Annotated in this window: 14 protein-coding genes and 1 other RNA gene; 4 read left to right on the plus strand and 11 right to left on the minus strand. The window is 64.6% G+C overall.

Annotation, left to right across the window (positions count from 1 at the left end):
- Positions 1–7: 7 nt before the first annotated feature.
- The 3 genes from BWR19_12190 to BWR19_12200 form a co-directional block, all read right to left on the minus strand.
- Positions 8–964 (minus strand): 16S rRNA (cytosine(1402)-N(4))-methyltransferase, encoded by a 957-nt coding sequence (locus tag BWR19_12190; protein ID APX93632.1) that lies wholly within the window; start codon positions 962–964, stop codon positions 8–10.
- A 59-nt stretch (positions 965–1,023) separates the two neighbouring features.
- An RNA gene (gene rnpB / locus BWR19_12195) (RNase P RNA component class A) lies at positions 1,024–1,390 on the minus strand.
- Between the two features lie 305 nt (positions 1,391–1,695).
- Positions 1,696–2,553 carry a 16S rRNA (cytidine(1402)-2'-O)-methyltransferase gene (locus tag BWR19_12200; GenBank protein ID APX93633.1) on the minus strand — a complete coding sequence of 286 codons (858 nt, stop codon included), beginning with the start codon at positions 2,551–2,553 and terminating at the stop codon, positions 1,696–1,698.
- Between the two features lie 42 nt (positions 2,554–2,595).
- Between BWR19_12200 and BWR19_12205 the strand changes: the two genes are divergently transcribed.
- From BWR19_12205 to BWR19_12220, 4 genes are read left to right on the plus strand one after another with little or no spacing between them, the layout of a single operon-like run.
- Entirely contained in the window at positions 2,596–4,458 is a 1,863-nt protein-coding gene (locus BWR19_12205) for an LppC family lipoprotein (GenBank protein APX93634.1), read from the plus strand.
- Positions 4,442–4,810, plus strand: a complete 369-nt coding sequence (locus BWR19_12210) for a YraN family protein (GenBank protein ID APX93635.1) — start codon at positions 4,442–4,444, stop codon at positions 4,808–4,810. Before BWR19_12205 ends, BWR19_12210 begins: the two co-directional genes overlap by 17 nt.
- Before the next feature lie 23 nt (positions 4,811–4,833).
- On the plus strand, positions 4,834–5,427 hold the full coding sequence (locus BWR19_12215) for a phosphoheptose isomerase (protein APX93636.1): 594 nt from the start codon (positions 4,834–4,836) through the stop codon (positions 5,425–5,427).
- A 29-nt stretch (positions 5,428–5,456) separates the two neighbouring features.
- Entirely contained in the window at positions 5,457–6,014 is a 558-nt protein-coding gene (locus BWR19_12220; GenBank protein APX93637.1) for a transporter, read from the plus strand.
- Positions 6,015–6,081: 67 nt separating this feature from the next.
- On the opposite strand, the gene BWR19_12225 is transcribed toward BWR19_12220, so the two are convergent.
- From BWR19_12225 to BWR19_12260, 8 genes are all read right to left on the minus strand, one after another.
- Positions 6,082–6,570: a ClpXP protease specificity-enhancing factor gene (locus BWR19_12225; protein ID APX93638.1), complete on the minus strand. Its 489-nt coding sequence runs from the start codon at positions 6,568–6,570 to the stop codon at positions 6,082–6,084.
- A gap of 49 nt (positions 6,571–6,619) precedes the next feature.
- The gene (locus BWR19_12230) at positions 6,620–7,246 is read right to left on the minus strand and encodes a stringent starvation protein A (protein ID APX93639.1); all 627 of its coding nucleotides are present in this window, start codon (positions 7,244–7,246) and stop codon (positions 6,620–6,622) included.
- A 170-nt stretch (positions 7,247–7,416) separates the two neighbouring features.
- Positions 7,417–8,184: a cytochrome c1 gene (locus BWR19_12235; GenBank protein APX93640.1), complete on the minus strand. Its 768-nt coding sequence runs from the start codon at positions 8,182–8,184 to the stop codon at positions 7,417–7,419.
- Complete coding sequence (locus BWR19_12240; protein ID APX93641.1) at positions 8,184–9,443, minus strand: cytochrome b; 1,260 nt, start codon at positions 9,441–9,443, stop codon at positions 8,184–8,186. Before BWR19_12240 ends, BWR19_12235 begins: the two co-directional genes overlap by 1 nt.
- A complete protein-coding gene (locus BWR19_12245; GenBank protein ID APX93642.1) occupies positions 9,443–10,033 on the minus strand; it encodes a ubiquinol-cytochrome c reductase iron-sulfur subunit in 591 nt (196 codons plus the stop codon). The genes BWR19_12240 and BWR19_12245 overlap by 1 nt, the downstream gene beginning before the upstream one ends.
- A gap of 220 nt (positions 10,034–10,253) precedes the next feature.
- Positions 10,254–10,643 carry a 30S ribosomal protein S9 gene (locus BWR19_12250; GenBank protein APX93643.1) on the minus strand — a complete coding sequence of 130 codons (390 nt, stop codon included), beginning with the start codon at positions 10,641–10,643 and terminating at the stop codon, positions 10,254–10,256.
- A 13-nt stretch (positions 10,644–10,656) separates the two neighbouring features.
- Positions 10,657–11,085, minus strand: a complete 429-nt coding sequence (locus BWR19_12255) for a 50S ribosomal protein L13 (GenBank protein APX93644.1) — start codon at positions 11,083–11,085, stop codon at positions 10,657–10,659.
- A 160-nt stretch (positions 11,086–11,245) separates the two neighbouring features.
- On the minus strand, positions 11,246–12,430 hold the full coding sequence (locus BWR19_12260) for a cell division protein ZapE (GenBank protein APX93645.1): 1,185 nt from the start codon (positions 12,428–12,430) through the stop codon (positions 11,246–11,248).
- Between the last annotated feature and the right edge of the window lie 218 nt (positions 12,431–12,648).

Consider the following 12,648-nt stretch of genomic DNA (forward strand, 5'->3'; position numbering starts at 1 on the left):
CCTGCCCCTAGCTCCGCTTGCGCGCGGCGCGCAGTACGGCACTGCGCGCCCGGGGATTGTCGTCGACCTCGTCGGCACTGGCGCGGCGTGCCTTGCCCAGCGCTTCGAGACGACGTTCCAACTGATCATCGCGGATCGGCATGCCGCGGGGCAAATGGGTGTCGCCGCGCACATGATCGCGAATGAAGCGCTTGACCCGCCGGTCCTCCAGCGAGTGAAAGCTGATGACCACCAGGTGCCCCCCTGGCGCCAGCGCCTCCAGCGCCGCCGCCAGGGCCGCATCGAGCTGCTCCAGCTCGCCGTTGACCTGGATACGCAGCGCCTGGAACACCCGCGTGGCAGGATGCTTGTGCTTCTCCCACGCCGGGTGCGCCGCCTTGACCACCTCGGCGAGATCCGCGGTGCGGGTGAAGGGCCGTTCGCCGCGGCGGGCGATGATCGCCCGCGCCAGCCGCTTGGCGTAGCGCTCTTCGCCATAGGCCTTGAATACGCCGGCCATCTCGGCCTCGCCGGCACGCGCCAGGAACTGTGCCGCACTCTCGCCCTGGTCGGGATCCATGCGCATGTCCAACGGCCCATCGCGCAGGAAGCTGAAGCCTCGCTCGGGGTCGTCGAGCTGCGGCGACGAGACGCCGATATCGAGCAGAATGCCGGCCAGCTCGCCGTGCACGCCGTGGGCCGCGGCGAGCTCGCCGAGACGCGCGAACTCGCCGCGCTCGATGCTGAAACGCGGGTCGTCGATGCTGGCGGCGGCGGCCAGCGCCTCGGGATCGCGATCGATGGCAATCAGCCGGCCGGCACTATCGAGCCGCTCGAGGATCGCCCGCGAGTGGCCGCCGCGTCCGAAGGTGCCATCCAGATAGACACCGTCGCGGGCATGTACCAGCGCCTCGACCGCGCCGTCGAGCAGCACGCTCGAGTGTCGATAGGAGGACGGGGCCGCGGCATTCTCGGGTGAGGACATGAATTTCTCGATGCGGGAACTGCGGGTGGCCGAAAAAATCGCGGTCAGCGATGGGAATGGGAGGGAGTCAGCCGATAAGCCGGGTTCTGTCGTGGACAGCCATTCCTCTAGGCGCTGCGTTGCCACAGCGCTCAAGCAACCTACCCGGACCCAGCGCGGGCCACGCCATTGGGTCCCTATTTGGTCTTGCTCCGAGTGGGGTTTACCGTGCCACGCACTGTTACCAGGCGCGCGGTGCGCTCTTACCGCACCCTTTCACCCTTACCGGCCTCCCGAAGGAGACGTAGGCGGTCTACTCTCTGCTGCACTAGCCGTCGGCTCGCGCCGCCCAGGCGTTACCTGGCACTCTGCCCTATGGAGCCCGGACTTTCCTCCCCCATCCGCACTGCAAGCAGTGCGGATGGCGGCGACTGTCTAGCCGACTCCCAAGCCGGGAAGAATAACAGCGCGCCAGCCCCCCCTCAAGCGGCCAGGAGAGAAACTCAGAGTGATCACAGCTGCTCATTGAGCGAGGCGCGCCGGGGGCAGGCCGAAGAGGAGGTTTGCGCCATGGGTGAGGAGGATTCCTCCGAACGGGCTGGCCAAGGATGGCCAGCACCGGTCCTGCAAGCGGAGCAGGATGCGAGAGCGCAGCAGGGCGCAAGGTAGCGCCCAGGGATGGGTTTACAGCGCCTCCTCGAAGGCCAGCTCCCGGATCAGCCCCGAGCGATGCCGATGCTCTGAAAAAAAACTCAGCCGGCATCCTTGAGCGCCTGGGCCCGTGCATACCAGGATTTCTTGGCGCCGCCCAGCACCCGCGTCGCCACCGAGGCGGCCTGCTTGACGCCGACCCCTTCGGCGAGCAGCGCAGCGAGCAGCTGATCGGCCTCGAGCAACGCCTGGTCGGCTTCCTCCCGCGGCGGCGCGCCGCCGATCATCACCACGAACTCGCCGCGGGCCTGGTCCGGGTCCTCCTGCATGCGCGCCAGCAACCTCTCGGCACTGCCGTCGAGAAAGGTCTCGAAGGTCTTGGTCAACTCACGCGCCAGCACCACGCGGCGCTCCCCCAGCACCGCTGCGAGGTCGGCGAGGGTGTCACGGATACGGTGCGGCGATTCATAGCAGACCAGCGTCTCGTCACGCCCAGCCAGCCCCTCGAGACGCGCCCGCCGGGCCGCCGATTTGGCCGGCAGAAAGCCGATGAAGGTAAAGCGATCGGTGGGCAGCCCCGCCGCGCTGAGCCCCGCCACCAGCGCACAAGGGCCCGGCACCGGCACGATGCGATGGCCGGCGTCGCGCAGTTCGCGCACCAGCACGAAGCCCGGATCACAGATCAGCGGCGTGCCGGCGTCGCTGATCAAGGCCACGTCGTCGCCGGCCATCAGGCGCTCGGCAAGCTGCGTCACCCGCGCCGCTTCATTGTGCTCATGCAGCGACAGCATCGGCCGCTCGAGGCCCAGGTGACGCAGCAGACGAGCACTGTGGCGGGTATCCTCTGCGGCGATCACTGCCACCTCGCCGAGCAGCCGTGCCGCCCGCGGGGAGAGGTCGTCGAGATTCCCAATCGGCGTGGCGACCACGTACAATGCACCGTAAGCTGAGTCAGACATACCGGTACCTCTCAACAGGACCCAGACAAGGGAATAGGATTTATGGACAAATCGCCTCGCAGCCTGCTGCTTGCCGCCCTGCTGGCGCTGGCGGTCGCAGGCTGTGCCGCGCCGACCGGCGTGGTCGACAGAATCACCGACCCCGAGCCGGAGACCCTGCTCGAGCGCGCCGCCGACCAGCCGCCTTCCGAGGCCGCCGCGACGCGCCTGGAAGCGGCCGACATCCTAGCACGGCGTGGTGACGAGGCGCAGGCCTTCGAGGTCGCAGAGCGCCTCGACGACAGCCTGCTCGAGGACGCCCAGCGGGTACGCTGGGCGGTCCTGCTGTCCGGCCTGGCCTACGACCTCGAGGAGGATTCCAGCGTCCTGCAGGCAGCCAGCATCCTCGACGAGGATATCGACATGGAGCGTGACGACCGCAACGCGCTGCGCTATCGCCAAGGCCTGTCGCTGGGGCGCATCGGCGAACCGCTGGCCTCGTCGCGAGTGCTCTTGAGGGTGCAAGCCGACACCGACAACCCAGTGCTCAACGATGATATCTGGCGCCAGTTGACGCGCCTCAACCGTCAGGAGCTGGCGGCCCTCGGCGAGGATCCCACCCCCCTCACCGCCGGCTGGCTCGAGGTCATCGACCTGCAGCAGCAGAGCGGCGGCGACATCACCCGCTTCCTCGACCGCTTCAATAACTGGCGTGAACGCAACGCCAATCATCCCGCGGCGCGACGCCCGCCCAGCGAGCTGACCGAGCTGCGCGAACTGCGCGACCAGGACGTGCGGCGCATCGCCGTGCTGCTGCCGGAGTCCGGCCCGCTGGCCGATGTCGCCGAACAGATCCGCCGCGGCATACAGGCCCGCCATCGGGACGCCGGGGACAACGGCGAAACGACACCGCAGATCACCTTCATCGACGCCAGCAGCGGCGACCTTCAGGCACTCTACGCCGAGGCCAACATGGCCGGTGCCCAGGTGGTGATCGGTCCCCTCGACAAGGATCAGGTCACCCAGCTCGAGAATCGCGACAGCGTGCCGCTGCCGACCCTGGCCCTGAACTACGGCTACGGCGAGCGCAACAACGCCGAGAACCTCTTCCAGTATGGGCTTTCCGCGGAAGACGAGGCGCGCCAGGCGGCACGCCGTGCTTACCTCGACGGCCACCGGCGCAGCGCCATACTGGTACCCGACAACGACTGGGGCGAGCGCGTCGGCAACGCCTTCCGCCATGAGTGGGAACGCCAGGGCGGCAGCGTCACCTCGGCGGTACGCTATGAGCCCGGCGGCTCGGTGGCCGGCGCCGTGCGCCCGCTGCTCAGCGTCAGCGGCGAACGCGCCCAGCTCGGCAACGTCGATATGATGTTCCTGCTGGCACTCCCCAGCTACGCCCGCCAGGTGCCGCCGATGCTGGACTTCTATTACGCCAGCAATCTGCCGATCTACGCCACCTCGCATCTCTACGAGGGTCGTCCCCAGCCGCGCATCGACCATGACCTGGATGACGTGCAGTTCCCCGATATTCCGTGGCTGATTCCCCAAGCCGCCGTCGGCGGCGACAACGCCGTGCCGTTCTTCGGCAGCTTCATGGCCCTGCGCGAGGACAACGATCCCGCCCTGTTCAAGCTCAATGCCATGGGTGTCGACGCCTACGAACTGGCGCGCCGCCTGCCGCAGCTCCAGGCGATTTCCGGGAGCGAGGTGCAGGGCGCCACCGGCATCCTGCGCGCCGAGAGCGATGGTCGCATCTACCGCGAGCTGCCCTGGGCAACCTTCGTCAACGGCGTGCCCCAGCTTCCGATGGGGCTGATCAATCGCGATGACCTGCTCGGCGACGGCATCCCGCGGCTGCGGGATCCTGATGCCGACAGCGACAACGGCAACGGCAACGTCTTCGACGATGGCCGGGCCCGCTGACGCCCGACAGCGCGGCGCGCAGATCGAGCGTGCCGTGGCCGACTGGCTGGTCCAGCGCGGCCTGCAGCTGGTGGCCAGCAACCAGCACGCCAAGGGCGGCGAGCTGGATCTGGTGATGCGCGACGGAGACATCCTGGTGTTCGTTGAGGTAAAGCACCGCGCCGACAGCCGCCACGGCCATCCGCTGGAGTTCGTCACCGCCACCAAGCAGCGCCGCCTGATTCGGGCGGCGCGTTTTTATCTGCTACGCAACGGGCTATCATGTGCCTGCCGCTTCGATGTAGTCGCCGTAACCGGCCATGCACCCGACCTCGACATCCAGTGGGTGCGGGGCGCCTTCGAAGCGTTCTGACCGACAAGGACCAGGAAGCCACCATGGATTTCCAGACGCGCATACTCGACCACTTCAACGCCAGCATCGATACCAAGACCTATGCCAGCGAGGTGCTGCCTCCGTTCATCGAGGTGGCCAGCCAGATGATGGTGCAGTGCCTGGTCAACGAGGGCAAGATTCTGGCCTGCGGCAACGGCGGCAGTGCCGGCGACAGCCAGCACTTCTCCTCCGAGCTGCTCAATCGCTTCGAGCGCGAGCGTCCCAGCCTGCCAGCACTGGCCTTGACCACCGATACGTCGACGCTGACCTCGATCGCCAACGACTACAGCTACAATGAGGTATTCTCCAAGCAGATTCGCGCCCTCGGCCAGCCCGGCGACATCCTGCTGGCCATCTCCACCAGCGGCAACTCCGCCAACGTCATCCAGGCCATTCAAGCGGCCCATGATCGCGACATGACGGTGGTCGCCCTGACCGGCCGCGACGGCGGCAACATGGCCTCGTTGCTCGGCCAGGACGACTGTGAAATCCGCGTACCCGCCACCTCCACCGCGCGCATCCAGGAGGTTCACCTGCTGGCGATCCATTGCCTGTGCGACCTGATCGACGAGCAGCTGTTTGGCGGCGGCGATTAACCCCGAGACCCGTAAAGCGAGTGATCTGCATGAAAAAAGGACTTGTGGTATCCACCCTCATGGCGCTGAGCCTGGCACTTGCCGGCTGCGCCCAGATGTCGGCCGGACCGGAGGATCACGGCTCCCGGACCTTCGGCAGCCAGGTCGAGGATCAGGGCATCGAGAGCCGTATCAAGGGCAACCTGTCACGCGAGGATGCACGCTTCAACGACGCCCGGGTCAACGTCGACAGCTACAACGGCATCGTGCTGCTGACCGGCCAGGTGCCCAGCGAAGAGCTCAAGGAGAAAGCCCAGGAGGTCGCCACCGGCACCCGCAACGTGCGTCGCGTTCACAATGAGCTGGCAGTGGCCGCCAACGTGCCGATCGCCCAGCGCACCACCGACACCTGGATCACCACCCGGGTGCGCTCGACGCTGATCGCCGATGAGCGCATCGACGCGCGGCGAGTGCGTGCCATCACCGAAAACTCGAGCGTCTACCTGATGGGCATTGCGACACGCGAGGAGGCCGACCGCATCGTCAATGCGGTATCCGGTATCAGCGGCGTGCAGCGCATCGTCAAGGCCTTCGAATACCTCGACTGACCTCGCCAACCTCACCACGCAAAACGGCAGCCCAGTGGGCTGCCGTTTTACGTCAAGCGCGCGATATCTACTTGATTACGCGTAGCGAGGGCCGCCGCTTGGGTGGCGTGCCGCCCTCCTCGTCTGTCGACTCGCCCTGCGGCGCCCCCTCGGGTGCCTCGGCATCGCTCTCGACGCTGGACAGCGACGGCGCATTCTCTGCCGGCGCTTCCTCGCCGGCGACCTCGGCCTCGAACCCGGGCATCACCGGCTCGTGGCCAAACACCATGCCTACGCCGTTTTCCCGCGCATACAGCGCGATCAGCGCCTGGCTGGGCACCACCACCTGCATCGGCTGGCCGCCGAAGCGGGCGCTGAAGGTGATGGCATCATTCTCCAGCATCAGGTCGCGTACCGCGGTGGGTGCCACGTTGAGCACGATCTGGCCGTTCTGCACGAACTGGCGCGGCACCGCCACGCCAGCGTGTTCGGCATCGACCACGATATAGGGCGTTTGATCGTTGTCCAGCAGCCACTGATAAAGGGCCCTGGCCAAGTAGGGTCGGCTCGACAGCATGTCTGCCTCCTGCAATGGGTACCGCCAGGCAGGCCTGGCGGCATGAGTATCAGGTGCGCATCTCGCGCTCGGTCTCGGAGAGTGCGGCCTTGAAGGCATCGCGCTCGAACAGCCGCTCCATGTAGCCAAGCAGCGGCTTGACCTGCTTCTCCGGCAGCTCGATGCCGAGTGCCGGAAGACGCCACAGCAGCGGCGCCAGGCAGCAGTCGACCAGCGAGAACTCTTCACTCATGAAGAACGGCATATCCTCGAAGATCGGGGAAATCCCCACCAGGCTCTCGCGAAGTTCCTTGCGTGCCTTGTCGGCGTCCTTCTTGCTGCCGTCGAGAATCTGTTCGACCAGCGGGCACCATTCGCGTTCGATGCGATGCATCCACAACCGGCTCTGCGCGCGAGCCACCGGGTACACCGGCAGCAGCGGAGGATGCGGGAAACGCTCGTCAAGGTATTCCATCATCACCTTGGACTCGTATAGCACCAGGTCGCGATCCACCAGCGTCGGCACGCTGTTGTAAGGATTGAGCTCGGCGAGTTCCTCGGGCTGACTGCCCTCGGCGACTTCCAGAATGTCCACGGCCACGCCCTTTTCGGCCAGCACGATACGCACCCGATGGCTGAGGTGGTCGTCACTACCGGAATAGAACGTCATCGACGAACGCTTGGCCACTACACCCATGTAACAATCCTCGCATCAATTCGAAATCGCATGATAACACGCCATGCAACCCCTCGGTGGCAGCGACGCATCAGCGCGATGACCCCCGCCGTCCTGGCGGCGGGGGCTGGATAAACAGGGGGCGCATGACCCACATGGCCATACGCCCCCACAGCTTGCACGACTGGCGATCAGTGAACGTCGCGCCAGTACTCGCGCTTGAGCAGGTAGGCGATGACACCGAAGATGAAGATGAAGATCAACACCTTGGGACCAAGCGCCTGGGCCTGAAGCCTGGACGGCTCACCCACGTAGACCAGGAAGTTGGTCAGGTCATAGACCGCTTCCTCGAACTCCTCGGGCTCCAGCTTGCCCGGCTGGGTGACCTGCAGCACTTCACAGGACTGGTACTTGCCGGACAGCGGGTCGAGCTCGGCACCCTCGATGGGCCGGTCGCTCTCGGCACAGACCATCTCCTGAACACCCTGCAGCGGCTCCAGCACATTGGGCATGGCCGAGGCCTCGAGCACAATGTTGTTGACGCCGAGCGGCTGGCTGGGATCGCGATAGAACCCGAGCAGATAGGAGTAGATGTAGTCCGGCCCGCGGATGCGGTTGAACAGCGTCAGGTCGGGCGGTGCCACACCGAACCAGTTGGCGCCATCATCGCCATCCATGGCGATATGCATCTGGTCGTTGAAGGCCAGCTCAGTCGAGAAGATCAAGTTCTCTTCCACCAGATCCTGGGGCATGCCCAGATCGGTTGCCGCCCGGGAAAAGCGCTGATGCTCAAGTGAGTGGCAGCCCATGCAGTAGTTGACGTAGAGCTGCATGCCACGCTGCAGGGAGGCCTCGTCGTTGATGTCCGGAGTCATCGAAAACGGCTGCTCGGGGAGCGGTGCCGCCATGGCCGTGAGCGGCACCAGCGCGAAGAGCAGTGCGAACAGTTGCTTTTTCATTAGCCAGTCACCCTCTCCGGAACGGGTTTAGTCTTCTCCAGCTTGGTGTAGAACGGCATCAGCAGGAAGAAGGCGAAATATAGAACAGTGCAGAGCTGCGCTACGGCAGTGCGAATCGGCGTAGCGGGAATCGCACCCAGAACACCCAGGATCACGAAGCTCAAGGCGAAAATGATCAGCATCGACCGGGACATCCATCCCTTGTAGCGCATCGAGCGCACCGGGCTGCGGTCGAGCCAGGGCAGCACGAACAGCACCGCGATGGCACCGCCCATGAACAGCACGCCGAGGAACTCGGCCTGAAGCGGACCGATATCGAAGGTGATCGCCCGCAGGATCGCGTAGAAGGGCGTGAAGTACCACACCGGCGCGATGTGATCCGGGGTCACCATGGGGTTGGCCGGTTCGAAGTTGGGGCGCTCCAGGAAGTAGCCGCCGCCCTCGGGGAAGTAGAAGACGACCAGCGCGAAGACGAACAGGAAGATCGCGATGCCGACCAGATCTTTCACGGTGTAGTACGGATGGAAGGGGATGCCATCCAGCGGCTTGCCGGACTCGTCCTTCTTTTCCTTGATATCGATGCCGTCGGGATTGTTCGAGCCGACCTCGTGCAGGGCGATGATGTGCAGCACCACCAGCGCCAGAATCACGATCGGCAGCGCCACCACGTGCAGGGCAAAGAAGCGGTTCAGGGTAATCCCGGAGATCAGGAAGTCACCGCGAATCCACTGCGCCAGATCGGGACCCACGAAGGGGATGGTGGCGAACAGCGAGATGATCACCTGAGCCCCCCAGTAGGACATCTGACCCCAGGGCAGCAGGTAGCCCATGAAGGCCTCAGCCATCAGCAGCAGGTAGATGGCCATGCCAAAGATCCAGACCAGCTCACGAGGCGCCTTGTAGGAGCCGTAGAGCAGAGCGCGGAACATATGCAGGTAGATCACCACGAAGAACGCCGACGCGCCAGTGGAGTGCAGATAGCGGATCAGCCAACCCCACTCCACGTCGCGCATGATGTACTCGACGGACGCGAAGGCCCCCTCGCCGGAGGGATTGTAGCTCATGGTCAGCCATACCCCGGTGAGGATCTGATTGACCAGCACCAGCAGGGCGAGCACACCGAAGATGTAAAAGAAGTTGAAGTTCTTAGGCGCGTAATACTTGGTCAGATGGTCCTGGATCATCTGGGTGGCGGGAAAACGGTCATCGACCCAGCGCATGAGGCCCTTTTCCGCCTTCGCCTTGTTCGGATTAGCCATTAGGCACTCTCCTCATCTTCACCGATGATGATGTCGTCGCCTTCAAAGCGATAGGGCGGCACCTCGAGGTTGGTCGGCGCCGGCACGTTGCGAAACACGCGCCCCGCCAGATCGAAGTAGGAGCCGTGGCAGGGGCAGAAGAACCCGCCCGGCCAGTCATCCATGTCAACGGCGTCGGGTTCCGGGCGATACAGCGGCGAGCAGCCGAGATGCGTACAGATACCGATCAGCACGCCGATCTCGGGCCGTGAGGAGCGTAGCGGGCCGGTGATGTAGGCAGGCTGCTGGGGCTGCTCGGAGTCAGGGTCCGAGAAACGCCCAGGATCGCTGTTTTCGGTGCGCTCGATCATTTCCTCGGTACGGCTGATGACCCACACCGGGCGCCCACGCCACTCGACGGTGATGCGCTGCCCCGGCTCGAGCTGGGATATGTCAGCTCGTACCGGCGCACCCGCCGCTCTTGCCCTGGCACTGGGCTGCCAGGAAGCCACAAAGGGGACCGCAACCCCGACAGCGCCCACCGCACCCACGACGGTGGTGGCACCCACGAGGAAACGGCGCCGCCCTCTGTTTACGCCGTTATCTGCCATTTTCTAGTTTCTCCCATCAACTTACCCGTTGCCGTATCACAGGAAGGTATCCCGCGACCCACGGATACAAATGAAAGCTATGGTAAAAAAACGCGCGCCCAAACACAAGGCAACAAAGCCCTTGACCTAAGTGGTAGACGAGCGACAAGTTTCTGAATTTCATAAAAAAAGCGTCCAGACTTCGAGAGCCTGGACGCCTTTTTCAATCGCCTTGCAGCGTTTAACGCTTGGAGAACTGCGGGCGACGACGCGCCTTGCGCAGGCCAACCTTCTTACGCTCGACTTCGCGGGCATCGCGAGTCACGTAACCGGCGGCGCGCAGCGGCTGGCGGAGTTCTTCGTTATACACCATCAGGGCACGGGTGATGCCGTGACGAATGGCGCCGGCCTGAGACGAACCGCCGCCGCCCTTGACGGTGACATAGGCGTCGAACTGGCCCAGGGTGTCGGTCAGCTCGAGGGGCTGGCGCACCACCATGCGACCGGTGACGCGACCGAAATAGAGGTCGAGTTCCTTGTCATTGACGGTGATCTTGCCGGTGCCCGGCTTGAGGAACACACGGGCGGTGGATGTCTTGCGGCGCCCGGTACCGTAATACTGCTGTGTCATGGCGAAGTATCCCTTAGAGGTTCAGTTCTTGCGGCTGCTGAGCAACGTGCGGATGCTCGGCACCGGCGTAGACCTTGAGCTTGGTGTACATGGCGCGGCCCAGCGGACCCTTCGGCAGCATGCCCTTGACGGCAGACTCGATGACGCGCTCGGGAGCGTAGCCGATCATCTTCTCGAAGTTCATGGAACGCAGGCCACCCGGGTAACCGGTGTGACGATAATAGGTCTTGGCCTGGGCCTTGTTGCCGGTCACCTTAACCTTCTCGGCGTTGATCACGACGATGTAGTCGCCGGTATCGACGTGCGGGGTATACTCCGCCTTATGCTTGCCGCGCAGGCGGCGTGCAATTTCGGTCGCCAGACGACCGAGCGTCTTGTCTGTCGCGTCGACGACAAACCAGTCGCGCTGGACGGACTGCGGCTTAGCACTGAACGTCTTCATGGATGAATCACCAAATCGATGTATTGGGTCTCGATACCGCGAACGGCACCTGACCATCCCTATTTTTCTTGGTTGCCACGCAAAAATGCGCGGCAACGGTCGAGCGAGGCGGCATTCTACACGAGCCTGACGCGCCTAGGCAATCGCCTTTACTCTCTACTCACGGCTTATGGGGCAGCGCCAGATACTCGTGGGACTGCATCTCCTGAAGCCGCGACAGGGTGCGCTGGAACTCGAACTCCAGTCGCCCGTCGGCGTAGAGCCGCTCGGCGTCGACCTCCGCCGACATCAGCAGCTTGACGCCGCGGTCGTAGAACTCATCGACCATGTTGATGAAACGCCGCGCCTGATCATCGGTGGCCGCACTCATCCGCGTGACATTGGAGACCAGCACGCTATGGAACTCGCGGGCCAGCTCGATATAGTCGTTCTGGCTGCGCGGGCCGTCGCACAGCTCGAGAAACTCGAACCACACCACGTCGTCGTGGAGACGCCGCGCCTTGAGAATGCGGTGGTTGATCTCGACCGGGGCATCGGCCTCACCTTCGGCGCCGGCGATCTCGCGAAAACTGCGCGCCAGCTCCGACTCGGCAGCGGCGTCTAGCGGCGAGTGGAATATTTCGGCGCGCTCCAGGGCGCGCAGCCGATAGTCGATGCCCGAGTCGACGTTGACCACGTCGCAGTGGCGCTTGACCAGCTCGATGGCGGGCAGGAAGCGCGCCCGCTGCAGGCCGTCCTTGTAGAGGTCATCGGGCACGATATTGGAGGTCGCCACCAGCACCACGCCGTGCTCGAACAGCGCCTCGAGGAGGTTGGCGAGGATCATCGCATCGGTGATGTCCTTGACGAAGAACTCGTCGAAGCAGATCACCCGCGCCTCGCCGGCAAACTTGGTGGCGATCAGCTTGAGCGGGTTCTTCTCGCCCTTGTAGTGGTCGAGCTCGTTGTGCACCCGCTGCATGAAGCGATGAAAGTGAGTGCGCATCTTGTCGGGGAACGGCAGCGACTCGAAGAAGGTGTCCACCAGGTAGGTCTTGCCGCGACCCACGCCACCCCAGAAGTACAACCCCATGATCGCCGGCGGCGCCTCGAACGGCGAGGCGGGCTTCTTGTTGCCGAACAGCCCCGCCATCTTCGACTTCAGCCCCCTGCCCGACGCCACCTGCTTGGGGGCGCTGCGCGGCGCGGCCACCAGCGCATCGTAGAGACGCTGCAGGTGTTCGACCGCCGCTTCCTGGGCCGGATCATACTGGAAATCGTCGCGCTCGAGATCGGCACGGTAGCGGGCCAGTGGCCCTTGGCCGGTGGACGCCGGCGCATTCGTCGCAGTGGTTGTCGCACTCATGGGGACCTTGCGTACCTCGCACTCAGCTCGTCGAGCCGTGCATTATACCCGCGGCAGCGCCATTTCGCATGTGCGAAACGGACCGGGCAGGGCCACTTTCCACGTCTGGCGCATTGACCTCGGTCTCGGCGTGCCCCCTATAATGGCGGCGTCGGCAGTGCTGCCCGTTGGGCGGCGCCGACCCGGCCAGCATCGAGCGGCGCTCGCATCCGCATCAC

The sequence above is a fragment of the Halomonas sp. 1513 genome (genome assembly GCA_001971685.1).
Lineage (GTDB): Bacteria > Pseudomonadota > Gammaproteobacteria > Pseudomonadales > Halomonadaceae > Franzmannia.